This is a genomic window from Pseudomonas sp. HMSC08G10 (assembly GCF_001808425.1).
Taxonomy (GTDB): domain Bacteria; phylum Pseudomonadota; class Gammaproteobacteria; order Pseudomonadales; family Pseudomonadaceae; genus Aquipseudomonas; species Aquipseudomonas guariconensis.
The window spans coordinates 39,801-60,736 of record NZ_KV793331.1 but is presented as its reverse complement, the minus strand read 5'-3'; the positions used below and the strand labels follow the sequence as shown (position 1 = coordinate 60,736).

Annotated in this window: 23 protein-coding genes; 15 read left to right on the top strand and 8 right to left on the bottom strand. The window is 64.0% G+C overall.

Annotated elements, in window-relative coordinates; genetic code table 11:
• Positions 1-4: 4 nt before the first annotated feature.
• Both HMPREF3173_RS20255 and HMPREF3173_RS20250 read left to right on the top strand, forming a co-directional pair.
• The gene (locus HMPREF3173_RS20255; protein WP_070576112.1) at positions 5-1,000 is read left to right on the top strand and encodes an NAD-dependent epimerase/dehydratase family protein; all 996 of its coding nucleotides are present in this window, start codon (positions 5-7) and stop codon (positions 998-1,000) included.
• Positions 1,001-1,087: 87 nt separating this feature from the next.
• Positions 1,088-1,912, top strand: coding sequence for an ATPase (locus tag HMPREF3173_RS20250; RefSeq protein WP_070576108.1), 825 nt, complete (start codon positions 1,088-1,090; stop codon positions 1,910-1,912).
• A 63-nt stretch (positions 1,913-1,975) separates the two neighbouring features.
• Here HMPREF3173_RS20250 and HMPREF3173_RS20245 read toward each other — a convergent pair whose 3' ends face one another.
• The 3 genes from HMPREF3173_RS20245 to HMPREF3173_RS20235 are packed head-to-tail and all read right to left on the bottom strand — an operon-like array spanning position 1,976 to position 4,530.
• Entirely contained in the window at positions 1,976-3,025 is a 1,050-nt protein-coding gene (locus HMPREF3173_RS20245) for an alkene reductase (protein WP_070576104.1), read from the bottom strand.
• Between the two features lie 19 nt (positions 3,026-3,044).
• Positions 3,045-4,214: an MFS transporter gene (locus HMPREF3173_RS20240; protein WP_070576101.1), complete on the bottom strand. Its 1,170-nt coding sequence runs from the start codon at positions 4,212-4,214 to the stop codon at positions 3,045-3,047.
• A gap of 13 nt (positions 4,215-4,227) precedes the next feature.
• Positions 4,228-4,530, bottom strand: a complete 303-nt coding sequence (locus HMPREF3173_RS20235; RefSeq protein ID WP_043213583.1) for an ArsR/SmtB family transcription factor — start codon at positions 4,528-4,530, stop codon at positions 4,228-4,230.
• Between the two features lie 153 nt (positions 4,531-4,683).
• Between HMPREF3173_RS20235 and HMPREF3173_RS20230 the strand changes: the two genes are divergently transcribed.
• Entirely contained in the window at positions 4,684-5,256 is a 573-nt protein-coding gene (locus HMPREF3173_RS20230; protein ID WP_043213585.1) for an acyl carrier protein phosphodiesterase, read from the top strand.
• A gap of 109 nt (positions 5,257-5,365) precedes the next feature.
• On the opposite strand, the gene HMPREF3173_RS20225 is transcribed toward HMPREF3173_RS20230, so the two are convergent.
• Positions 5,366-6,154: a lysophospholipid acyltransferase family protein gene (locus HMPREF3173_RS20225; RefSeq protein ID WP_070576100.1), complete on the bottom strand. Its 789-nt coding sequence runs from the start codon at positions 6,152-6,154 to the stop codon at positions 5,366-5,368.
• Complete coding sequence (olsB, locus tag HMPREF3173_RS20220; RefSeq protein WP_070576097.1) at positions 6,154-6,909, bottom strand: L-ornithine N(alpha)-acyltransferase; 756 nt, start codon at positions 6,907-6,909, stop codon at positions 6,154-6,156. Before olsB ends, HMPREF3173_RS20225 begins: the two co-directional genes overlap by 1 nt.
• A 134-nt stretch (positions 6,910-7,043) precedes the next feature.
• Between olsB and HMPREF3173_RS20215 the strand changes: the two genes are divergently transcribed.
• The 6 genes from HMPREF3173_RS20215 (at position 7,044) to HMPREF3173_RS20190 (ending at position 11,786) form a co-directional block, all read left to right on the top strand.
• Positions 7,044-7,931 (top strand): acyl-CoA dehydrogenase middle domain-containing protein, encoded by an 888-nt coding sequence (locus tag HMPREF3173_RS20215; protein WP_070576095.1) that lies wholly within the window; start codon positions 7,044-7,046, stop codon positions 7,929-7,931.
• 42 nt (positions 7,932-7,973) lie between these two features.
• Positions 7,974-9,062 carry a serine hydrolase domain-containing protein gene (locus HMPREF3173_RS20210; protein WP_070576092.1) on the top strand — a complete coding sequence of 363 codons (1,089 nt, stop codon included), beginning with the start codon at positions 7,974-7,976 and terminating at the stop codon, positions 9,060-9,062.
• The gene (locus HMPREF3173_RS20205; protein WP_070576089.1) at positions 9,059-9,355 is read left to right on the top strand and encodes an amidase; all 297 of its coding nucleotides are present in this window, start codon (positions 9,059-9,061) and stop codon (positions 9,353-9,355) included. The genes HMPREF3173_RS20210 and HMPREF3173_RS20205 overlap by 4 nt, the downstream gene beginning before the upstream one ends.
• Before the next feature lie 44 nt (positions 9,356-9,399).
• The gene (locus HMPREF3173_RS20200; protein WP_070576085.1) at positions 9,400-9,981 is read left to right on the top strand and encodes a YceI family protein; all 582 of its coding nucleotides are present in this window, start codon (positions 9,400-9,402) and stop codon (positions 9,979-9,981) included.
• A 1-nt stretch (position 9,982) separates the two neighbouring features.
• Positions 9,983-11,140, top strand: coding sequence for a phospholipase D-like domain-containing protein (locus HMPREF3173_RS20195; protein ID WP_070576082.1), 1,158 nt, complete (start codon positions 9,983-9,985; stop codon positions 11,138-11,140).
• Between the two features lie 79 nt (positions 11,141-11,219).
• Positions 11,220-11,786: a DJ-1/PfpI family protein gene (locus tag HMPREF3173_RS20190; RefSeq protein ID WP_070576079.1), complete on the top strand. Its 567-nt coding sequence runs from the start codon at positions 11,220-11,222 to the stop codon at positions 11,784-11,786.
• A 179-nt stretch (positions 11,787-11,965) separates the two neighbouring features.
• Here HMPREF3173_RS20190 and HMPREF3173_RS20185 read toward each other — a convergent pair whose 3' ends face one another.
• The gene (locus tag HMPREF3173_RS20185) at positions 11,966-12,364 is read right to left on the bottom strand and encodes a nuclear transport factor 2 family protein (RefSeq protein ID WP_070576075.1); all 399 of its coding nucleotides are present in this window, start codon (positions 12,362-12,364) and stop codon (positions 11,966-11,968) included.
• Between the two features lie 115 nt (positions 12,365-12,479).
• Here HMPREF3173_RS20185 and HMPREF3173_RS20180 point away from each other — a divergent pair, with 115 nt between their 5' ends.
• Complete coding sequence (locus HMPREF3173_RS20180) at positions 12,480-13,070, top strand: GNAT family acetyltransferase (protein ID WP_043214941.1); 591 nt, start codon at positions 12,480-12,482, stop codon at positions 13,068-13,070.
• Entirely contained in the window at positions 13,067-13,939 is an 873-nt protein-coding gene (locus HMPREF3173_RS20175) for a carbon-nitrogen hydrolase family protein (RefSeq protein ID WP_070576071.1), read from the top strand. Before HMPREF3173_RS20180 ends, HMPREF3173_RS20175 begins: the two co-directional genes overlap by 4 nt.
• Before the next feature lie 119 nt (positions 13,940-14,058).
• Here the strand turns inward: HMPREF3173_RS20175 and HMPREF3173_RS20170 are convergent, their stop codons facing one another.
• Positions 14,059-15,582, bottom strand: a complete 1,524-nt coding sequence (locus HMPREF3173_RS20170) for a fumarate hydratase (protein ID WP_043214937.1) — start codon at positions 15,580-15,582, stop codon at positions 14,059-14,061.
• A 255-nt stretch (positions 15,583-15,837) separates the two neighbouring features.
• On the opposite strand from HMPREF3173_RS20170, the gene HMPREF3173_RS20165 reads away from it, so the two are divergent.
• Positions 15,838-16,770 carry an iron-sulfur-binding ferredoxin reductase gene (locus tag HMPREF3173_RS20165; protein WP_070576068.1) on the top strand — a complete coding sequence of 311 codons (933 nt, stop codon included), beginning with the start codon at positions 15,838-15,840 and terminating at the stop codon, positions 16,768-16,770.
• A gap of 117 nt (positions 16,771-16,887) precedes the next feature.
• Here the strand turns inward: HMPREF3173_RS20165 and pyk are convergent, their stop codons facing one another.
• Positions 16,888-18,339, bottom strand: a complete 1,452-nt coding sequence (gene pyk / locus HMPREF3173_RS20160; RefSeq protein ID WP_043214932.1) for a pyruvate kinase — start codon at positions 18,337-18,339, stop codon at positions 16,888-16,890.
• Positions 18,340-18,520: 181 nt separating this feature from the next.
• Here pyk and HMPREF3173_RS20155 point away from each other — a divergent pair, with 181 nt between their 5' ends.
• From HMPREF3173_RS20155 to sbcB, 3 genes are all read left to right on the top strand, one after another.
• Positions 18,521-18,904, top strand: coding sequence for a hypothetical protein (locus HMPREF3173_RS20155; RefSeq protein ID WP_070576065.1), 384 nt, complete (start codon positions 18,521-18,523; stop codon positions 18,902-18,904).
• Between the two features lie 121 nt (positions 18,905-19,025).
• On the top strand, positions 19,026-19,385 hold the full coding sequence (locus tag HMPREF3173_RS20150) for a PilZ domain-containing protein (RefSeq protein WP_070576060.1): 360 nt from the start codon (positions 19,026-19,028) through the stop codon (positions 19,383-19,385).
• Between the two features lie 90 nt (positions 19,386-19,475).
• Positions 19,476-20,906, top strand: a complete 1,431-nt coding sequence (gene sbcB, locus HMPREF3173_RS20145; protein WP_070576057.1) for an exodeoxyribonuclease I — start codon at positions 19,476-19,478, stop codon at positions 20,904-20,906.
• The last annotated feature ends 30 nt before the right edge of the window (positions 20,907-20,936 follow it).

Here is a 20,936-nt window from a genome sequence, read left to right as displayed (position 1 = left end):
TTACATGCGAATTCTGGTCACCGGTGCGAGCGGCTTCATCGGCGGGCGCTTTGCGCGCTTTGCCTTGGAGCAGGGCCTGGAGGTGCGGGTCAATGGCCGGCGCGCCGAGGGCGTGGAGCATCTGGTCAAGCGCGGCGCCCAGTTCATTTCTGGCGACCTAGGCGATGCCGAGCTGGCCCGGCGGCTCTGTCAGGGTGTCGACGCGGTGGTCCATTGCGCTGGCGCCACCGGCCACTGGGGTCGCTATCAGGATTTTCACCAGGGCAACGTGGTGGTCACCGAGAACGTGGTGGAAGGCTGCTTGAAGGAGCATGTGCGGCGCCTGGTGTACCTGTCGTCGCCGTCGCTGTACTTCAATGGCTGCTCGCGTCTTGATATCCGCGAGGAGCCATTACCTCGGCGATTTCATGACCCTCATGCGGCCACCAAGCGCCTGGCCGAACAGAAGGTCTTCGGCGCCCAGGAGTTCGGCCTGGAAGTGCTGGCCCTGCGACCGCAGCGGGTCACCGGTGCGGGCGATGCCGGTTTCTTCCCAAGGCTCATGCAGCTGCAGCGCAAGCGCCGCCTGGCCATCATCGGCAATGGCCTGAACAAGGTCGATTTCACCAGTGTGCACAACCTTAACGAAGCCCTGCTCAGCGCTCTGTTCGCCGATGAGCAGGCGCTTGGCCAGGCCTACAACATCAGCAACGGCCAACCGTTGCCGCTGTGGGATGTGATCAATTACGTGATGCGCCAGATGCAGCTGCCCCAGGTTACCCGCTACCGTGGCTACGGCCTGGCCTACAGCCTGGGCGCGTTGAACGAGGCCGCCTGCCTGCTGTGGCCAGGCCGTCCGCAACCGACCCTGTCGCGCCTCGGGGCGCAGATGATGAGCAGGGATTTCACTTTGGATATCAGCCGCGCGCGGCAACATCTGGACTACCGGCCCAAGGTCAGCCTGTGGACCGCGCTGGATGAATTCTGCGCCTGGTGGAAGAACGTGCCCGGCCAACAATGAACCCCGGCAGAGGATAATGGTCATCAGTGCGCCGCTCTGGCGGTTTATACTCATGCCTCTTTGCTATTACTGTGGTTGAAAGCCTCCATGCGTAACGACCCTCTCGACGATTTCGACGATGTGCCGACCCTGCGTGCCGGTACTCCGGATGATGATGAACTGCTCCCGGCGCACGTGGCACGGAGCCGGCGCAAGGCCGCGCGTCCGGCCAGCACGGGCCCGCTGTGGGCGCTGCTGGGGGCCTCGGTCATCGCCCTGGCGGGCCTGGGATGGTGGAGCTTCCAACAAATCTCGCTGATGGAGCAGCAGTTGGTAGCGACCCAGGAGAGCTTCGCCCGGATCAGCGAAGAAGCCGCGGGGCGACTTCAGGCGATCAGCGGCAAAGTCGAGGCCAGCGAGTCCAGTGTCAACACCGGTAGCGAGGCCTTGAAGCTGCAGATCCGCCAGCTGAAGGCCAGCCTGGCCGAGCAGAGCAAGCAGCAGCAGGGTGTGGCGGGCCAGGCGGGGGATCTGGGCAAGCGTCTGGAGCAGGTCCTGGCCGATACTCGTGCACAGCAAAAAGCGGTGACAGAATTGCAGAGCCAGTTGCAGGCGCAGCTCAAGGCGGTCAATGGCGAGTTGGCTGCGCTCAAGTCCGGCCAGCTCGATGGCGGCAAACTCGAAGGCCAGATCAAGAGCCTGAGCAGCGAAGTGGCGAGCCTGAAGAAGCAGGGTAACCCCAGTGCGGCGATCGAGAGCCTGGAGCAGGATGTGCTGGTGCTCAAGAGTCAGATCGACAACCGCCCGGCGCCCAGCGCCGGTGGGGCTTCGGTGCAGGAGTTCGATGCCTTCCGCAGCCAGGTGACCCGCAACCTCAATACCTTGCAGAGCCAGATCCAGAACCTGCAACAGCAGATCAACGCCCGGCCCTGAATCTACTGAGCTGTCTTCGCGGGTGAACCCGCTCCCACAAGGCTTGTAGGAGCGGATTTTCGATCACATCCGCGGATAGTCGATGTAGCCCACCGGCCCTTTGGCGTAGAAGGTCTCCGGGCGCGGCTCGTTCAGCGGCGCATCGGCGGCCAGACGGGCGGGCAGGTCGGGGTTGGCGATGAATGGGATGCCAAAGGCCACCGCGTCGGCTTTGCCGCTGGCCAGCGCCGCGTTGGCGCTGGCTTTGTCGAAGCGCTCGTTGACGATGTACGGGCCACCGAACGCTTCCTTGATCAGCGGGCCGATGCTGTCGTCGGCTTCCTTCTCCCGCGAGCAGATGAATGCGATGCCGCGCTTGCCCAATTCCCGAGCGACATAGCTGAAGGTCTCGGCACGGTCGGCATCGCCCATGTCATGGGCGTCGGCCCGTGGTGCCAAGTGCACGCCTACACGATTGGCGCCCCACACCTCGATCGCCGCGTCGGTCACCTCCAGCAGCAGACGAGCACGGTTTTCCAGGGAGCCGCCGTAACGGTCGGTGCGCTGGTTGGTGCTGCTCTGCAGGAACTGGTCGAGCAGGTAGCCGTTGGCTCCGTGGATCTCCACGCCATCGAAGCCGGCCGCCTTGGCATTTTCGGCACCGGTGCGGTAGGCCTCGACGATGTCGGCGATTTCTTCGGTCTCAAGGGCTCGCGGCGTCGGGTACTCGGTGATCGGGCGGATCAGGCTGACGTGGCCCTTGGGCTGGATCGCGCTCGGGGCCACCGGCAGCTCGCCGTTGAGGTAGTGGGTGTGGGAGATGCGCCCGACGTGCCACAGCTGCAGGAAGATGCGTCCGCCAGCCCCGTGCACGGCTTTGGTGACGTTGGTCCAGCCGCGCACCTGTTCGTCCGACCAGATACCGGGAGTGTCGGGGTAGCCGACGCCCATGGGGGTCACCGAGGTGGCCTCGCTGAGGATCAGCCCGGCGCTGGCGCGCTGCACGTAGTATTCGGCCATCAGCGCGTTGGGCACCCGGCCTTCGTCGGCGCGGCAACGGGTCAGCGGGGCCATGATGATGCGGTTGGGCAGTTGCAGGTCGCCCAGTGTGATCGGATCGAAGAGCGTGGTCATTGGCGTAGCCTCGCGAGGGTCAGTTGGAAGCGGTGGCCAGTTCGGCGTTGCCGCCGCGCTGGTGGAAGGTAATCAAGGTGACGATCAGCGCCAGGACCGCCAGGGCCGCCGCGGCCAGTGGCACGCGGGTCAGGCCGAAGCCGTGGGCGATGACGCTGCCGCCGACCCAGGCACCCAGGGCATTGCCCAGGTTGAAGGCGCCGATGTTCAGGGTCGAAACCAAGTTGGGTGCGGCCTGGCCGTAGGTCACCACGTTGACCTGCAGGGCAGGCACGGCGGCAAAGGCAGCGGTGGCCCAGAGGAACAGGGTGATCTCGGCAGGTACCAGGGCCGTGCTGGTCCAGCTCAAAGCCGTGGACACCACTGCCATGGCGGCGAACACGCCCACCAGGGTCGCCCCCAGGCGGCGGTCGGCGAGCTTGCCGCCAAGGATGTTGCCCACGGTCAGGCCCAGGCCGATCAACAGCAGGGTCCAGGTGACGCCACGGGGCGATACGCCGGTGACGTCGCCGAGCAGGGGCGCGACGTAGGTGAACAGGGCGAACATCGAGGCTGAGAACAGCACGGTCATGCTCAGCGACAGCCAGATGCCAGCCCCCTTGAGGGCGCCCAGCTCGGCGCGCATGTCGACGTTCTCTTCCTGGCGTTGCAGCGGCAGGTAGCGCACCAGGCCGATCAGGGCGATCACGCCGATGGCGGTCACCGCCCAGAAGGTCGAGCGCCAGCCAGCGGCCTGGCCCAGCGCAGTACCTAGGGGCACGCCCAGCACGTTGGCCAGGGTCAGACCGGTGAACATCAGGGCCACGGCCGAGGCGCGGCGGTTGGCCGGTACCAGGCTTGCCGCCACCACCGAGCCGATGCCGAAGAAGGCGCCATGGCACAGGGCGGTCACCACGCGGGCGAACATCAACAAGTCATAGTCCGCGGCGACCGCACACAGCAGGTTGCCGACGATGAACACGCCCATCAGCGTCACCAGCGCGGCCTTGCGTGGCAGACGCGCGGTGGCCAATGCCATGAACGGTGCGCCGATGGCCACGCCCAGGGCGTAGCCGGTCACCAGCCAGCCGGCACCGGGGATGGTCACGCCCAGGTCCTGCGCCACATCGGGCAGCAGGCCCATGATGACGAACTCGGTGGTGCCGATGGCGAAGGCGCTGAGCGCCAGGATCATCAGGGAAAGAGGCATTGCAAGGTCCTTGTCAGAGCTCTTGGCTCATCTGCTGGAGGAACGCCTGGATGGTGTCCTCGTTGCGTTTGAAGAAGTGCCACTGGCCGATCTTCTGGCTGCTGATGAGGCCCGCGCGCTGCAAGGTGGCCAGGTGGGCGGAGACGGTCGACTGCGACAGGCCGCAGCGTTGGTCGATTTGCCCCGCACAGACGCCGTATTCGGTGCTGTGCTGCTGGTCGGGGAACTGCGCAGCCGGGTCCTTGAGCCAGGTGAGGATTTCTCGCCGTACCGGGTGGGAGAGGGCTTTTATTATTTCGTCGAGATCAAGAGGCATGGTGGGACTCGTGGTGTGTAGCGTTATATCGCGATGAGGCGAAATATAAATCGGTATTTCGCGATATACAAATATGAAGAGGTTCTGAGCTGAGCGCGAATCGCTATATCGCGTTATAACGATATGGGGCGCGTGAGTGCTAGACTGGGCGCCATGAACTACCTCGCACACCTGCACCTAGGCGGTCGTGAGCCGCAACAACTGCTCGGCAGCCTGTATGGCGATTTCGTCAAAGGCTCGCTGCAAGGGCGCTTCCCCCCGGCCCTCGAAGCGTCGATTCGCCTGCACCGTCACATCGACAGCTACACCGACAGCCACCCGCTGGTACTGGCGGCGCTGGCGCGCTTCCCCCGTGAGCGGCGGCGATTTGCCGGGATCGTCCTGGATGTGTTCTTCGACCACTGCCTGGCGCGGCACTGGGACGATTACGCCGAACAGCCGCTGAGCGCCTTTACCGGAGACTTCTACCGCGTACTGCTCGCCGAGCCGGCACTGCCTGGGCGGCTGGCACATATCGCCCCGTTCATGGCCGCGGACGACTGGCTGGGCGCCTATGGCGATTTCGACACGCTGGAGCAGGTGTTTCGCGGTATCGCCCGGCGATTGTCACGGCCGGAAGGTATGGACGGGGTGATGGGGGAGTTGGAGGTGTTGTACGAGCCGTTGTTGGCGGATTTTCGCGAGTTCTATCCGCAGTTGCAGGCTTTTGCGCTGGCGAGTCGGTGAACCTTCATACGACCGTACGGGCCTTTTCGCGGGTAAATCCTCAAGGATCACCGCCACCCCTATCGGAGCGGGTTTACCCGCGAAAGGGCCGATTGGACCGCCACACGACTCAGGCCGCCTTCGCTTGGCGTCGCGGCACCGCTTCCCACTCGTCGGCGCCATACAAGGCCAGCTGAACCGCCTGCTGCGCCTGGAACGCCAGCACCGCCCGCTCCTTGCCTAGGCTGGGGATCGGCTCCAGCAGCTGGATGATCACTTCTGCGCGCGGCTGGCGGAACAAACGCATCAGGTGAGACACCAGGTCGTCATTGCCAATGAACGGTGCGATCGGGTCCGCTTGACCGTTGCGCAGGTACTGGATCGCCACCGGCTGCACCGGTGTGCCTTGGTCGATGGCGCCGGCCAGCAGTCGGCCATGGAAGGTGCGCAGGACGCGGCCGTCGGTGGTGGTGCCTTCCGGAAAGATCAGCAGCGGCCGTTGCTGGCCCAACTGCTCACCGATCTGCTGAGACAGACGCTGGCCGTCACCACCGCCACGGCGGATGAACAGGGTGCCGGCTTTTTCCGCCAGCCAACCGGCCAGCGGCCAGTGGCGCACTTCGGCCTTGGACAGGAACGACAGCGGCGTCAGCATGCCAAGCAGGGGGATGTCGGTCCAGGACACATGGTTGCTGACCCACAGCATCGGCTGTAACGGTAAAGGGCCAATCACTCGGACCTCGAAGGGCAGGACGGCGACCAGATACCGCATGAACAGGCATGTCCAGCGCTGGCGCCGTGCGCAGGAGGGCTTCAAGCCCAGGCGTTCTCCCAGGGTGATCGCGCTGGCCATGACGATGCCCAGTGCCAGCACCAGCAGCAGACGCGACAGGCGGGCGATTGCCCGCAATCCAGGCATCAGACCGCCGCCTTGAAGTGGCGGGCGTAGCGCGGGCAGAGGTCGTCGCGCTTGAGCAGGATGAACACATCGGCGACTTGGAAATCCTCGTCCCAGCACGGCTCCCCGCAGATCTTCGCGCCCAGGCGCATGTAAGCCTTGAGCAAGGGCGGCATCTCGGCGATGACGTTGTTCGGCAGGGCCAGGGTCGGCAAGGGTTTCTTCGGCTCGGCCCGCAGGTGCTCGGTGCACAGGTAGCGCTCGCGCAGGCGCTGCATGATGGCGTGGGCCTGCACGCCGCCGTCCTGCATGGGAATGCTGGCGCACCCCATCAAGTAGTTGTAGCGGCCTTCGTTGAGCACTTCTGCGAGCTCGCCCCAGAGCACGGCGATGGTGCCGCCATTGCGATAGGCCGGGTCGACGCAGGTACGGCCCAGCTCCAGGATCGGCCCCTGCAGTTGCAGCAGGCCGTGCAGGCTGAACTCTTCTTCGCTGTAGAAGCGTCCCAGGCTGCTGGCGGCCTGGTGGTCGAGCAGACGGGTAGTGGCGACCAGTTGGCCGGTGGCCAGGTCACGCACGCCGATGTGGCGACAATGGATGTCGTAGTCGTCCATGTCCAAGCCCAGTTCCGCGCCCTTGAGCTTGGCCTGGAATTCGGCGCTGAACACTTTGAAGCGCAGGGCCTGTGCTTCCTGAAGCGCCGTGGCGCCGACCAGGCGTTCGGCTTGCAGACGGCGTTCAGTGCTGGTGTCGCCAGAGCGTGCGGTCCGAGTCATTGCGAGTCTCCATGAGCCAGCCAAGGGTTGCGGCCGGTCGACTTTGTTGTGCAAAGTCAGCCTAGGTACGCGCGGTGTCACCCCCGTGAAGCTTTGGTGATGCTTGCGTGACAACCCCTGACGAGGAGCCTGCGATGCCCTGGTTGCAACGAGTCAACGACCCCTACCGCCAGCCCGAAGCCCAAAGCCTGGGTGAAGGCTACGCCGCCCTGCTCGAGCGTCTCGGGCAAGTCTCGCCCTTCGAGCTGGCGGTGCTCGGTGGACGGGCGATGGCGACGCCGGGGCTGGCTTTTCTAGTCGGCTACCAAGCGGCCCTGCGTGTGCTCTGGCCCAGTGCCCCAGCCAGCCTGGGTGCCTTGTGCGCCACTGAGCGGCGCAGCGTGCGCCCGGCGGACATGCAGACCCGCCTGGAGAACCTGCGCCTGACCGGCAGCAAGGATTTCGTCACCGCCGGGCTGGACGCCGAATGGCTGCTGGTGGCAGCGCGTAGCGAGGCCGATGGAGAGAAGCCCCGGCTGCAACTGGCGGTGGTCTATCCGGGTGAGGCAGGGGTGACGCTGGAGGCCTTGCCCACCTTGCCGTTGATGCCCGAAGTCGGCCATGCGCGTCTGCAGTTGCACCAGGCCGCCTGCGAACGGCTTGCCGGTGATGGCTGGGATGCCTACGTCAAACCCTTCCGCTCGTTGGAAGACCTCTACGTGCTCGCCGCACTGGTGGCCTGGCTGTATGGCGTCGGTCAGGAAAGCACCTGGCCCCAGGACCTGCGGCTGCGTTTACTGGGCCTACTGGGTGGGTGCGCCGAGGGCAGCCGACAGTGCGCCGACAGCGCCGCCTGCCACTTGCTGCTGGGCGGTCTGTTCGCCCAGTTTCATGCGCTGCGCGAGGCGATCGACAAAGCCCTGGCGGGCGGGCCGCCTCACTGGATGCAGTTGTGGCAGCGCGACCAGGGCGTGCTGGCGCTGGCCACGGCGGCGCGGGAGAAACGCCTGCACAAGGCCTGGGTCGCTGTCGGATTGTCATGAAACCCTGGCAGGCTCGCCCGTTCAGCCAGGTGAGGGGCGGCCATGGGCAGGTTGGGGAAATTGCTGGGCATTCTGGCAGGGGTGAGCGTTTCGGCGTGGGCCGAGTCGTGGCCGGATCCGCAGTGGCAGCGCGAACCTGCGGCCATCGACTGGCAGGCGGTCGAGGCCTATGCCTTTCCCGACCGCGACGAGACCGGGCGCACGGGTGTGCGCAGCGATGCGCTGCTGGTCATCCGTGACGGGCGTATCCTGTATGAGCGCTACGTCGCGCCCACCCGTGCCGACACGACGCACCTGACCTGGTCGATCAGCAAGAGTGTGCTGGCCACCGTGCTGGGGGTGGCTTACGGCGAAGGGCGCTTTACCCTCGATGCGCCGGCATGGCACTACTATCCGCCGCTCAAGGTGCATCCCGAACTGCGCATCGTCGACCTGCTGCATTGGGCCAGCGGCCTGGCCTGGCAGGAGGACTACGAATACGCACCGCTCAAGTCCTCGGTCGTGGCCATGCTGTATACCCGTGGCCGTAAAGACATGGCTGCCTTCACCGCAGCGCAGCCGGCCGAGGTGGCACCGGGCGAGCGCTTTCGCTACTCCAGTGGCGACAGCAACCTGCTGGCGGCGGCCTTGCGTGGCATGCTGCCCCCCGACAGCCGTGATGACTACCCATGGCAGGCGCTGTTCGAGCCCTTGGGCATTCGCCACGCGGTCTGGGAGCGCGATGGCGCCGACACCTACGTGGGCTCGTCCTACCTTTACCTGAGTGCGCGAGACCTGGCCCGCATCGGCCTGTTGATGCTGCGTGATGGGCGCTGGCAAGGGCGGCAACTGTTGCCCAGGGACTGGGTGGCGTTCAATCGGCAGCTGTTCGAGCGGGCCGAGGCGATCCCGGACGAGGCCAATCCTGGCGGGCACTGGTGGCTCAACCAGCCGTTGCCGGGCCAGCCGGCGCCATGGCCGGACGCTGCCCAAGACGTCTATGCCGCACTGGGTCATTGGGGCCAGGCACTTTATGTGGTGCCTTCGCAGAAATTGGTGATCGTGCGTTACGCCGATGACCGCGATGGCACCTACCAGCACAACGAACTGCTCAAGCGGGTGTTGGCGGCCGTTGCGGGGGAGGGCCGATGAAGCGCGTCCTGCTGTTGTTGATGGTGGCGTTGCTGGTGTGGGCGTGGCACGAGCGTCAGGCGTTGGCGGATTTTCCAAGCATCCTGTCGGCCTACTCGGCCAAGGAGTACTGCTCGTGCCGCTTCGTCATGGGCTTCGATGAGGTCTACTGCCGGGGTTATGTAAAGCAGTACCTGCCCTTGGGCAGGTTGGAAGAGGACCACGCGCGACGTCGGGTGCTCGCAGAAGGCTTGGGACGGCGCAATCAGGCAGCCTGGTTGGGCGCGCGGGAGGGCTGCCGCTTGCTGCCGTGAAGGCGGGCGGGTAAGGTTGACGGCCTTGTTACACGAGATTTCAAATGTTCAAACTGCCCCGTCTACTGCCTGCTCTGCTCATGGCCTTGTGCCTGCCCGCCCATGCCAGCTGGCACCTGGATGGCGAGTCCTCACGTTTGTCTTTTGTCACCAGCAAGAATGGTGACACCTCCGAGGTGCATCGCTTCCTGGTGTTCCATGGCAAGGTCGACGGCAAAGGCAATGCCCAGGTCAGCATCGAAATGGATTCGGTCAGCGGTGGCATACCGCTACGTGACGAGCGCATGCGCAACGAGCTGTTCCAGGTCGCCAAGTTTCCAGAGGCCCTCGTGCAGACGAAGATCGACCTGCGCCCCATCAACGACCTGGCCAATGGCGCCCAGGTCGAACTGCGTCTACCGGTGACTGTGACCCTGCATGGGCAATCGCACCGCTACGACACCTTGCTGCTGGCCACCCGTCTGGATGAACGTCGTTTCCAGGTGGTAACCCTGGAGCCGTTGATCCTGCGTGCCGAGGAGTTCGATCTGTTGCCGGGGCTGGCGACCCTGCGCAAGCTTTCCGGTGTTGCGTCCATCAGCCCATCGGTGCCGGTGAGTGCGGTGCTGATCTTCTCCGCCCGCTGACATGCCGGGGCCGGTCTTCCCCTGGCGGGATGGCAACGAGTTCGAACTGCTGATCGACGGCCCCGAATTCTTTCCGCGCATGCTCTTGGCGATCGTGCGCGCCGAATTCCAGGTCGATCTGGAGCTCTATCTGGTCGAAGCCGGTCGCTGTGCAGATGCGGTGGTCGAGGCCTTGGAACAGGCCGCCAGCCGTGGCGTGCGGGTTCGCTGCTTGTTCGACGACTATGGCTCGCTGGCCTTCCCCTCAGCGTTGCGCCAACGCCTGGAGGCGGCGGGCGTACAGGTGCGCTACTACAACCGCCTGCGTTGGCGACGTGGGGTTCGCAACCTGTACCGGGACCACCGCAAGCTGTTGCTGGTCGATGAATGCTGGGCAGTGGTGGGCGGGACGGGCGTTACCGATGAATTCTGGACCCCAGGCGTCGACACCAGCGAATGGCATGAAGTGATGGTGCGAATGGAAGGCCCCATCGTCACCGACTGGCAACTGTTGTTCGATCGCCAGTGGCACGCCAACAATCGGCGCACCGCCTGGCGGCCAGCCGAGGGCTTTGGCCTGCCCCGCCTGCCGCGGGTGCCCGCCCAAGGCCAGGGCATGGGCCGGGTGGCCTACGCCGACGCCCGTCAGCATCAGGACATCTTGCACTCGCTGGTGCGTGCCCTCAACAGCGGCCAACGGCGCATCTGGCTGGCCACACCGTACTTCCTCCCGACCTTCAGTGTGCGTCGCTCCCTGCGACGAGCGGCGCAGAAGGGCATCGACGTGCGCCTACTGCTCACCGGTCCGCGCACCGACCACCCGGCGGTCCGTTACGCCGGGCACCGCTATTACCCCCGTCTACTGCGCGCCGGCGTTCGGATCTTCGAGTATCAACCGTGCTTCCTGCACCTGAAGATGGTGCTGGTGGACGAGTGGGTCAGTGTGGGGTCATGCAACTTCGATCATTGGAACCTGCACTTCAACCTCGAGGCCAATGTAGAAGCCCTCGACCCGCCCCTGACGGCGGCGGTGGCCGCCAGCTTCGAGCGAGACTTCGCCCTCAGCCAGGAAGTCGACCTGGCACGCTGGCATGCCCGGCCCTTCTGGCGTCGGCTGCAGCAGCGGCTGTGGGGGTGGCTCGACCGGCTGGTGGTCAATCTGCTCAATCGTCGCGACTAGACCTGTGGTGAGTACCCGTACACGCTGAAGCGGACTATCGTGCAGGGATTGTTCCCATGCAACGGAAGGGGTGGATGCGATGACGGCCAAGAAAATTCTCATGCTGGTGGGTGACTTCGTCGAGGACTACGAAGTGATGGTGCCGTTCCAGGCACTGAAGATGGTCGGGCATACGGTGCATGCGGTGTGTCCGGAGAAGCTGGCCGGGCAGACGGTGCGCACGGCGATCCATGACTTCGAGGGCGACCAGACCTACAGCGAGAAGCCTGGGCACAACTTTGCCTTGAACTTCGATTTCGTGCAGGTTCGGGCCGAGGGGTACGACGCGTTGGTGATCCCCGGTGGCCGGGCGCCTGAGTACCTGCGCCTGGATGAGCGGGTGCTGGCGCTGGTCAAGGCCTTCGACCAGGCGGGTAAGCCGATCGCGGCGGTATGTCACGGGGCGCAGTTGCTGGCGGCGGCAGGTGTGCTGGAGGGGCGTGAGTGCAGTGCGTATCCGGCGTGTGCACCTGAGGTACGGTTGGCGGGGGGGCGGTTTGTGGATATCGCTCTGGACCAGGCGCATGTGGATGGGAATCTGGTGACGGCGCCTGCCTGGCCGGCGCATCCTGCCTGGTTGGCGGCGTTTCTGCGGGTGCTTGGGTAGTTTTTTTGGGCTAGGTCAGTGTTGGTGGGTTCATTCATTTGAGTTGTTGACGCTGACTCACCGTTGCGCCCGTACGGCGGGTCACTTTTGCCCAAGAGCAAAAGTAGATCGCCGTAAGGGCGAGAAGCGCCATCAGCGCCCCCCACCAACATTGGATATTCACACGCTCCTCAAAAAACTCAACCTACCTGCTCAACCCAATCATTCAAGTTGTAGTAATTGGTCACCCGAGCAATCTTCCCACAATGGATATAGAAGAACGCCCCCGCCGGCAGCACATACGTCTGCCCGTTGGCCGGCGGCAGCCCTTCGTCGTCGGCCAGGTATTCCCCATGGACGGTGAACTCCGCCGCCGCACGGCTCCCATCGGCATTCTGCATGACCACGATGTCCACCAGACGCTCCCGGTAGCAGCGGTTCATCTTGTCCATGAACGCCGCGAACGCCGCTTTGCCCATCTGCCGCTCACCCTGGTTGACGTCATGAATCACATCTTCGCTGAGCAGTCCGAGGAAGGTGGGCATGTCGCCTGCGTTGAAGGCGGCGTAGTAAGCGTTCACAAGTTCGGTAGCGGTCATGGCAATGTTCCTGTCGTGTACGGGAAAGGGGATGGCTTGGGCCGGATGATAGGGTTTCCCCTCAAGCCCGGCTTAGCCGAGCGCGTCATCCACATCGACAAAACGACCGCTAAGCATGGAAATCCGCCTGTTGCACGGCGCCGCGATTGCGCCTTACATCGATGACCTCGCTCGCCTGCGCCTTTCGGTGTTTCGCGAGTTTCCCTACCTTTACGATGGTACGCCGCAGTACGAGGCCGACTACTTGTCCACCTACGCCCGCTCCGGGCGCAGCCTGGCGGTGCTGGCCATCGACCAAGGGCAGGTGGTGGGGGCCTCCACGGGCCTGCCTCTGGTCGACGAGACGCCTGAGTTCCAGCAGCCGTTCCTGGCCCAGGGGCGCGACCCCGCGAGCGTCTACTACTTCGGCGAGTCGGTGCTATTGCCGGCCTACCGGGGCCAGGGCCTGGGCGTGCGCTTTTTCATCGAGCGCGAGTCATATGCTCACAAGCTCGCCGAGTTCGACTACTGCGCGTTCTGCTCGGTCGAGCGGCCGGCTGGGCATCCTCGGCGTCCTGCTGACTACAAGCCCTTGCACGGTTTCTGGCGCAATCGTGGCTTCCTGCATGAGCCGTCGCTGCGCACCACCTATGCCTGGCGCGACCTCGACGAGGAGCAGGCATCGGCGAAGATCATGTCCTTCTGGCTCAAGGAACTGCCCTTGTGATCCGTCTGGCCGCTTGCCAGTACGCCATTGAGCTGCACGAGACCTGGGCGGCCTATGCCGAGCACCTCCAGGGCTTGTGCGCCGAGGCTGTCGAGGGCGGCGCGCAGTTGTTGCTGTTGCCTGAGTATGCGGGGTTGGTCCTCAGCGGGCAGTTGCCCCCTGAGCAACGGAGCGACCTGAAGGGGTCGATCGTTGGGATCCAGCCGCTGATCGAGCCCTGGCTTGCCTTGTGCGAGGGAATCGCCCGGCGCTGGGGGATCTATCTGCAGCCGGGCAGCCTGCCGGTGCTCGACACGGACGGGCGCTACCGCAACCGCGCCTGGCTGTTCGGACCGGACGGTGTGCTGGGTTATCAGGACAAACTGATCATGACCCGCTTCGAGCGGGAGCAATGGGACATCGCTGCCGGGGAAGGGCTCAACGTGTTCGACACGGCGCTGGGGCAATTGGGCATCCTGATCTGTTACGACAACGAGTTTCCCCTGCTTGCCCGGCACTTGGCCGAACGGGGCGCCGACTTGATCCTGGCCCCGAGCTGCACCGACACCGAGGCTGGTTATCACCGGGTGCGCATCGGAGCCCAGGCCCGAGCACTGGAGAACCAGATCGCGGTGCTGCAAAGCCCGACGGTGGGCATGGCACCCTGGTCGCCGGCACTTGACGAGAATATCGGACGGGCAGGGCTGTTCGTGCCGCCGGATTACGGCATGCCGAGTAATGGGGTGATTGCCGAGAGCACTGAGCTTTGCCCTAAGGGCAGCCGCTGGCTGCTGGGAGAAGTCGATCTGGAGGGGGTACGCCGGGTTCGACGCGAAGGACAGGTGTTCATCCGGCGGGACTGGCCGGAGCAGTTCGACAGAATCGGATAAAACAGTTGCGGCCCCTTCGCGGTGAACCGGCTCCTACCAGCGCTCCACTGTTGTTGGATTCAGTGGATGCCCTGTGGAGTGGGTTCAGCCGCGAAGAAGGCGCCGCTGCTACATCAGGCTTACTTCACTTCAACCGCAAGGCTCTGCGCGATCTTGCTCTGCCACAGGGCGGGACCGGTGATGTGCACCGACTCACCGTTGCTGTCCACCGCGACGGTGACCGGCATGTCCTTGACCTCGAACTCGTAGATCGCTTCCATGCCCAGCTCGGCGAAGGCCAGGACCTGGGACTTGCGGATCGCCTGGGCCACCAGGTAGGCGGCGCCGCCAACGGCCATCAGGTACACCGCTTTGTTGTCCTTGATCGCCTCGATGGCGGTCGGGCCACGCTCGGACTTGCCGATCATGCCCAGCAGGCCGGTCTGCTCGAGGATCTGGCGGGTGAACTTGTCCATGCGGGTGGCGGTGGTCGGGCCGGCAGGGCCTACCACTTCGTCACCGACCGGATCGACCGGGCCGACGTAATAGATGAAGCGGCCTTTGAGGTCGACCGGCAGCTCTTCGCCGCGGTTGAGCATCTCGACCATGCGCTTGTGCGCGGCGTCACGACCGGTGAGCATCTTGCCGTTGAGCAGCAGGGTCTCGCCCGGCTTCCAGCTGGCGACTTCTTCCGGGGTGATCGCGTCGAGGTTGACGCGGCGGGCGCTCGGGCCGGCTTCCCAGACGATTTCCGGGTAGGCGTCCAGCGACGGCGCTTCCAGCTCGGCCGGGCCGGAGCCGTCCAGCACAAAATGGGCGTGGCGGGTGGCGGCGCAGTTCGGGATCATGCAGACCGGCAGCGAGGCGGCGTGGGTCGGGTAGTCCATGATCTTGACGTCGAGCACGGTGGTCAGACCGCCCAGGCCCTGGGCACCGATACCCAGCTGGTTGACCTTCTCGAACAGCTCCAGGCGCAGTTCTTCGATGCGGTTCTGCGGGCCACGGGCCTTGAGCTCATGGATGTCGATGGACTCCATCAACACTTCCTTGGCCATGACCGCAGCTTTCTCTGCAGTGCCGCCGATGCCGATACCCAGCATGCCAGGCGGGCACCAGCCGGCGCCCATGGTCGGGACAGTCTTCAGGACCCAGTCGACGATCGAGTCGGATGGGTTGAGCATGGCCATCTTCGACTTGTTCTCCGAGCCACCGCCCTTGGCTGCGACGTCGACCTCGACCTTGTCGCCGGGCACGATGGAGTAGTGGATGACGGCCGGGGTGTTGTCCTTGGTGTTCTTGCGGGCACCGGCGGGGTCAGCCAGGATCGAGGCGCGCAGGACGTTTTCAGGCAGGTTGTAGGCGCGACGCACACCCTCGTTGATCATGTCGTCGACGCTCATGGTGGCGCCATCCCAGCGCACGTCCATGCCCACGCGCACGAACACGGTGACGATACCGGTGTCCTGGCAAATCGGGCGGTGGCCGGTGGCGCACATGCGCGAGTTGATCAGGATCTGGGCGATGGAGTCGCGCGCAGCGGGCGACTCTTCACGCAGATAAGCCTCGTGCATCGCCTGGATGAAATCGACGGGGTGGTAGTACGAGATGAATTGCAGGGCGTCGGCAACGCTCTGAATCAGGTCGTCTTGCTTGATCACGGTCATGCAGCGCGCTCCTCTTAAAGACGGGAACATTCAAAAAGGCTCTTCCGACACAGCCGACCAGCGCGTCGAAACACCTTGCAAGGCGCGCCGGCAGGCAGTGGCCGACGCAAAAGGGCGCGGCAGTATAGCGCGCATCGATGCCCGGCACACCTGCGCGTGGTCTGGACCAAGGTCGGCATGCTGTGGGCATCCTTTTTGCTCAATTGCCGGGCAAGCCCTAGAGTGGGCGCAGTGATGTGTGGAGATGTTTCGATCATGCCCGAACTTCGCGTCGGCGAGCACCGCTGGAGCGTGCCGGCCGCCAGCAACCTGCTCGACGCCCTCAACGAGGCCGGCTATGCCGTGCCCTACAGCTGCCGCGCCGGCAATTGCCACGCCTGCCTGGTGCATTGCCTGGAAGGCCAGCCCGAGGATGCCATGCCCGAGGCCTTGAGCAGTGAGCAGCGCGAGCAGGGCTGGCGCCTGGCCTGCCAGTGCCGGGTGAACGGCGATCTGCAGGTCGCCGTCTTCGACCCGCTGACCGACGGCTTGCCTGCGCGGGTCTGCGAGCTGGACTGGTTCGGTGACGTATTGCGTTTGCGTCTGCAACCCGAGCGGCCTCTGCGCTATCAGGCAGGCCAACATCTGGTGCTGTGGCAGCAGGGCGTTGCACGGCCTTATTCGCTGGCCAGCCTGCCAGGCGAGGACAGGTTTCTGGAGTTTCATCTGGACTGCCGCCTGCCGGGTGCCTTTTGCGATAAAGCCAGGCATTTGGTCGTCGGCGACGGACTGCGCCTGGGTGAGCTCAGGGGCGGTGCCCTGCACTACGATGCCGGGTGGCAGGATCGGCCGCTATGGCTGCTGGCGGCAGGGACAGGGCTTGGGCCGTTGTGGGGGATTTTGCGCGAGGCGCTACGACAGGGGCATCAGGGGGAGATCAAGGTGATGCACGTGGCGCGGGATCGCCAAGGACATTATCTGGCTGGCCCCTTGAATGAGCTGGCGAGCCGTTATCCACAGGTGAGTGTGTGCTGCGTGACCGCAGAGGCGTTGGAGGAAGCGTTGGCGGGGCTGTGCCCTTCGTCGCGACAGACGGTGGCGCTTACGTGCGGAGCGCCGGGCAGTGTGGAGCAGTTCGCGCGGCGGCTGTTCATTGCCGGTGTGCCGAGGAACCAGGTGTTTGCCGATGTGTTCACCGAACATGCCTGAGTGAACAGAGGAGGGCGTTGCCCTCCTTTCGCGATGCAAGGCCGCCCCCACAGGTAAAGCGGTGGGCGCTGGTTAAGCCTGCGATGAGCCGCGAAGCGGCCCCAGGGTCCGACAACATCAGACCAGCGGATCACCCACGTGCAGGATCTTCATGCCGTTGGTGCCACCGATGGTGTGGTAGCTGTCGCCCTTGGTCAGGATCACCCAGTCACCCTGTTGCACCAAGCCGCGCTTGAGCAGTTCGTCGACGGCCGCCTGGCTGACCTTTTCGGCTGGCAGCGAGGCTGGGTCGAAGGCGATCGGGTAGACGCCGCGGAACAGCGATGCACGCGCCTGGGTGGCACGGTGCGGCGACATGGCGTAGATCGGCACGTGCGAACGCAGGCGCGACATGATCAGCGGGGTATAGCCGCTCTCGGTGAGGGCGATGATCGCCTTGACGCCCGGGAAGTGGTTGGCGGTGTACATCGCGGCCAGGGCGATGCTCTCGTCGCAACGTTCGAACGTTGTGTGCAGGCGGTGGCTGGATTTCTGGCTGGTCGGGTGCTTCTCGGCACCTTGGCAGACGCGGGCCATGGCCTTGACCGCTTCGATCGGGTAGGCACCGGCGGCGCTTTCGGCGGAGAGCATGACCGCGTCGGTGTTATCCAGCACGGCGTTGGCCACGTCGGACACTTCGGCGCGGGTCGGCATCGGGTTCTGGATCATCGACTCCATCATCTGGGTCGCGACGATCACCGCTTTGTTGTTGCGGCGGGCATGCTGGATGATCTTCTTCTGGATGGCGATCAGCTCGGCGTCGCCGATTTCCACGCCCAGGTCACCACGGGCGACCATTACCGCGTCGGAGGCTGCGATCAGGTTGTCCAGGGTCTCGTCGTCGGCGACGGCCTCGGCGCGTTCGATCTTGGCCACCAGCCAGGCGGTGCCACCGGCTTCGTCGCGCAGCTTGCGGGCATATTCCATGTCGCTGGCATCACGCGGGAAGGAAACGGCCAGGTAGTCCAGGTCCATCTCTGCAGCCAGCTTGATGTCGGCCTTGTCCTTTTCGGTCAAGGCCGGCGCGGTCAGGCCGCCACCTTTGCGGTTGATGCCTTTATGGTCGGACAGCGGACCGCCGATGATCACCACGCAGTGCAGGGCGTCGGCGGTCGCGGTTTCGACCCGCATGACCACGCGGCCGTCGTCGAGCAGCAGCTCGTCGCCGACACCGCAGTCCTTGACCAGGTCGGGGTAGTCGATACCGACGATTTCCTGGTTGCCTTCGGTCAGCGGATGGGCGGTGGAGAAGGTGAATTTGTCACCGATCTTCAATTCGATGCGCTTGTTGCTGAATTTGGCGATGCGGATCTTCGGACCCTGCAGATCGCCCAGCAGCGCGACGTGGCGGCCATTCTTGGCGGCGATGTCGCGGATCAGGCGGGCGCGGGCCTTGTGCTCGTCTGGAGTGCCGTGGGAGAAGTTCAGGCGCGCCACGTCCAGGCCGGCGAGGATCAGTTGTTCGATCACTTCCGGTGAATTGCTGGCGGGGCCCAGGGTGGCGACGATTTTGGTACGGCGGATGGTCATGCACAGACTCCTATAGTGAAGCGCAGCGAAAGGCTACTCCTGAATATCGCTGTAGTCATTGTTCCGTTGCACTACCTCACCAGTTGGCAGGGTGGCGTTTGAACGGTCGGGGTATGCTTGCAGATGCATGTGAAGATTTGCCGCGCCAGGCCGATACACTGTCCATCAAAGGAGATCCCCCATGCGAGCCCTGATCGTTTTAGCCGTCGCGGCCAGTGTCGTCGGCTGCACCCGCTGGTCGATGGACCATCACCTTAACAATGCCTACCGAGCCTATGACCGGGGCGACTGCCAGCGTGTGATGCTGGAGCTCTCGGAGGTGGACCGCACCAGCCGGGCACGGCCGTTCATCCATCCGGAAGTTTCGATGCTGCGTGGCCAGTGCCTTGAGCGTCAGAAGCTCTACATGGACGCGGCCCAGACCTATCAGTACCTGATGCAGCGTTATCCACAGAACGAGTATGCCTACCGCGCCAAGGCGCGCCTGCAGACCCTCGAACAGCTTGGGCACCTGCGTGGCGAGTCGGCGGTGGCGACGCCTGCGACCGGTACACCTTGGCGTTAACACCAAGGTGTTCTTGATTTCATGGAAATGCCGAGTCGCGCTGAGCTAATCTGTTAACCAGATGTAACGCTCACCGCCAGTACCTTGTCTTCCTGGCATCAGGTACGGATCGCGCCACGCCATGTTTATTCAACGCCATATAGAACGCCACCAGTTGCCTTGTGTCCTCAAGGTCTACAACCGGTTCACCGACCAGCAGATCGGCTACTTGGGCAATGCTTCGGAAGACGGCCTGATGTTGATCAGCCATCTGCCGGTACTGGTGGGGCCGGATTTCGAGTTGCAACTGCGCCTGCCGGTGGTTGGTGGCGGGGTGCAATGCATCAATCTTACCGCCAGTTGCCTGTGGTGCCGTGAGGATCAGACCCCCGGCCACTACGACGCCGGTTTCATGCTGTTGCAGCCCCCGCGCGAGTACGATGACTTCGTCCGGGCTCTGCGCAACTACTTCAGCTTCCGCCCCATCAACGCCTCCGCCTGAGTCTTCGGCAACGCGCTGCAGCGAATTCGTGGGTGCGGACCGGCCTGTCAGGTCGCTAGACTCTGGTCGACCTTGTTACAGGAAGACCCCGTGAGCTCCAGCATCTTCTGGCACGACTACGAAACCACCGGCATCAATCCACGCTGCGACCGCCCGCTGCAGGTCGCAGGCGTGCGAACGGACTTTGAACTCAACGAGATCGAAGCGCCCATCAGCCTCTATTGTCGTCCCAGCGACGATATCCTGCCGCACCCGGCCGCCTGCCTGGTCACCGGCATCACGCCCGCGCAACTGGCCCGTGAGGGTCTATGCGAAGCCGAATTCATGACCCAGGTCCATGCGCAACTGGCCCGTCCTGGCACTTGTGGCGCGGGCTACAACACCCTGCGCTTCGATGACGAGGTCACCCGCTACAGCCTCTACCGAAACTTCTTCGACCCCTACGCCCGAGAATGGCAGGGCGGCAACAGCCGCTGGGACCTGATCGACGTGGTGCGCACCGCCTATGCCTTGCGCCCGGAAGGCATCGTTTGGCCGCAGCAGGACGGTCGCACCAGTCTGCGCCTTGAACTGCTGAGCAAGGCCAACGGCATCGACCATGGCCACGCCCACGAAGCGCTTTCCGACGTACGGGCAACAATCGCCTTGGCTCGCCTGATTCGCCAGAAGCAACCCAAGTTATATGACTGGTTGTTCCAATTGCGCAGCAAGCACAAGGTGATGGAGCAGATCCGTCTTTTGCAGCCGCTGGTACATGTATCTGGCCGCTTCTCTGCAGAGCGTAATTATCTGGGGGTGGTATTGCCATTGGCCTGGCATCCACGTAATCGGAATGCACTGATTGTGTGCGACCTGCACTTGGATACCTTGCCGTTATTGCAAGAGACCACAGAAACATTACGACAATGTTTGTATACCCGGCGTGACGAATTGCCTGATGGACAATTACCCGTTCCGCTGAAGTTGGTGCACATCAATCGTTGCCCGGTCGTGGCCCCGTTGGCGGTATTGCGCCCTGTCGATCAGCAGCGGCTGGGTCTGGATATGTCGCAGTTGCAACGCCGTGGGGAACAATTGGCCGAGCAACAGCATATTTGGCAGGACAAGCTCGAAGGCATTTACAGCGGCGATGAGTTCGCGCCTAGCGAGGACCCTGAGCAACAGTTGTATGATGGTTTTCTGGGAGACCGAGATCGTCGCCTCTGTGATCAAGTGCGCGCCCTTGACCCTGTGCAATTGGGACAGGGGCACTGGATGTTCGATGACTCGAGGATGTCAGAGCTGTTATTCCGTTATCGGGCAAGAAACTTCCCCGATACCTTGAGTGCCGAGGAGCGGCAGCGTTGGTTCTCGTTCTGTCAGCAGCGCTTGAGCGACCCGCGACTGGGAGCGCCGAACACGCTGGGTGACTTCGAGCAGGCTTGCCAGAGCGCCCTGGCAACGGCAGATGCTGCCGGAAGGGGAGTATTGGAGGCGTGGCAGGCACATGTTCAGCAGTTGAAGGCGCAATATCAACGCTAAGGTGCACGCCCAATAAAAACGCCGGCAATG

What these genes read in the sequence shown, in the direction of transcription:
- HMPREF3173_RS20155 (WP_070576065.1), top strand. Translation starts at nt 18,521, where the DNA reads ATGCGAGCCCTGATCGTTTTAGCCGTCGCGGCCAGTGTCGTCGGCTGC.
- HMPREF3173_RS20180 (WP_043214941.1), top strand. Translation starts at nt 12,480, where the DNA reads ATGGAAATCCGCCTGTTGCACGGCGCCGCGATTGCGCCTTACATCGAT.
- HMPREF3173_RS20150 (WP_070576060.1), top strand. Translation starts at nt 19,026, where the DNA reads ATGTTTATTCAACGCCATATAGAACGCCACCAGTTGCCTTGTGTCCTC.
- HMPREF3173_RS20230 (WP_043213585.1), top strand. Translation starts at nt 4,684, where the DNA reads ATGAACTACCTCGCACACCTGCACCTAGGCGGTCGTGAGCCGCAACAA.
- HMPREF3173_RS20215 (WP_070576095.1), top strand. Translation starts at nt 7,044, where the DNA reads ATGCCCTGGTTGCAACGAGTCAACGACCCCTACCGCCAGCCCGAAGCC.
- HMPREF3173_RS20195 (WP_070576082.1), top strand. Translation starts at nt 9,983, where the DNA reads ATGCCGGGGCCGGTCTTCCCCTGGCGGGATGGCAACGAGTTCGAACTG.
- HMPREF3173_RS20210 (WP_070576092.1), top strand. Translation starts at nt 7,974, where the DNA reads ATGGGCAGGTTGGGGAAATTGCTGGGCATTCTGGCAGGGGTGAGCGTT.
- HMPREF3173_RS20240 (WP_070576101.1), bottom strand. Translation starts at nt 4,214, where the DNA reads ATGCCTCTTTCCCTGATGATCCTGGCGCTCAGCGCCTTCGCCATCGGC.
- HMPREF3173_RS20185 (WP_070576075.1), bottom strand. Translation starts at nt 12,364, where the DNA reads ATGACCGCTACCGAACTTGTGAACGCTTACTACGCCGCCTTCAACGCA.
- HMPREF3173_RS20245 (WP_070576104.1), bottom strand. Translation starts at nt 3,025, where the DNA reads ATGACCACGCTCTTCGATCCGATCACACTGGGCGACCTGCAACTGCCC.
- olsB (WP_070576097.1), bottom strand. Translation starts at nt 6,909, where the DNA reads ATGACTCGGACCGCACGCTCTGGCGACACCAGCACTGAACGCCGTCTG.
- pyk (WP_043214932.1), bottom strand. Translation starts at nt 18,339, where the DNA reads ATGACCATCCGCCGTACCAAAATCGTCGCCACCCTGGGCCCCGCCAGC.
- HMPREF3173_RS20200 (WP_070576085.1), top strand. Translation starts at nt 9,400, where the DNA reads ATGTTCAAACTGCCCCGTCTACTGCCTGCTCTGCTCATGGCCTTGTGC.
- HMPREF3173_RS20250 (WP_070576108.1), top strand. Translation starts at nt 1,088, where the DNA reads ATGCGTAACGACCCTCTCGACGATTTCGACGATGTGCCGACCCTGCGT.
- HMPREF3173_RS20225 (WP_070576100.1), bottom strand. Translation starts at nt 6,154, where the DNA reads ATGCCTGGATTGCGGGCAATCGCCCGCCTGTCGCGTCTGCTGCTGGTG.
- HMPREF3173_RS20165 (WP_070576068.1), top strand. Translation starts at nt 15,838, where the DNA reads ATGCCCGAACTTCGCGTCGGCGAGCACCGCTGGAGCGTGCCGGCCGCC.
- HMPREF3173_RS20205 (WP_070576089.1), top strand. Translation starts at nt 9,059, where the DNA reads ATGAAGCGCGTCCTGCTGTTGTTGATGGTGGCGTTGCTGGTGTGGGCG.
- HMPREF3173_RS20235 (WP_043213583.1), bottom strand. Translation starts at nt 4,530, where the DNA reads ATGCCTCTTGATCTCGACGAAATAATAAAAGCCCTCTCCCACCCGGTA.
- HMPREF3173_RS20255 (WP_070576112.1), top strand. Translation starts at nt 5, where the DNA reads ATGCGAATTCTGGTCACCGGTGCGAGCGGCTTCATCGGCGGGCGCTTT.
- HMPREF3173_RS20190 (WP_070576079.1), top strand. Translation starts at nt 11,220, where the DNA reads ATGACGGCCAAGAAAATTCTCATGCTGGTGGGTGACTTCGTCGAGGAC.
- HMPREF3173_RS20170 (WP_043214937.1), bottom strand. Translation starts at nt 15,582, where the DNA reads ATGACCGTGATCAAGCAAGACGACCTGATTCAGAGCGTTGCCGACGCC.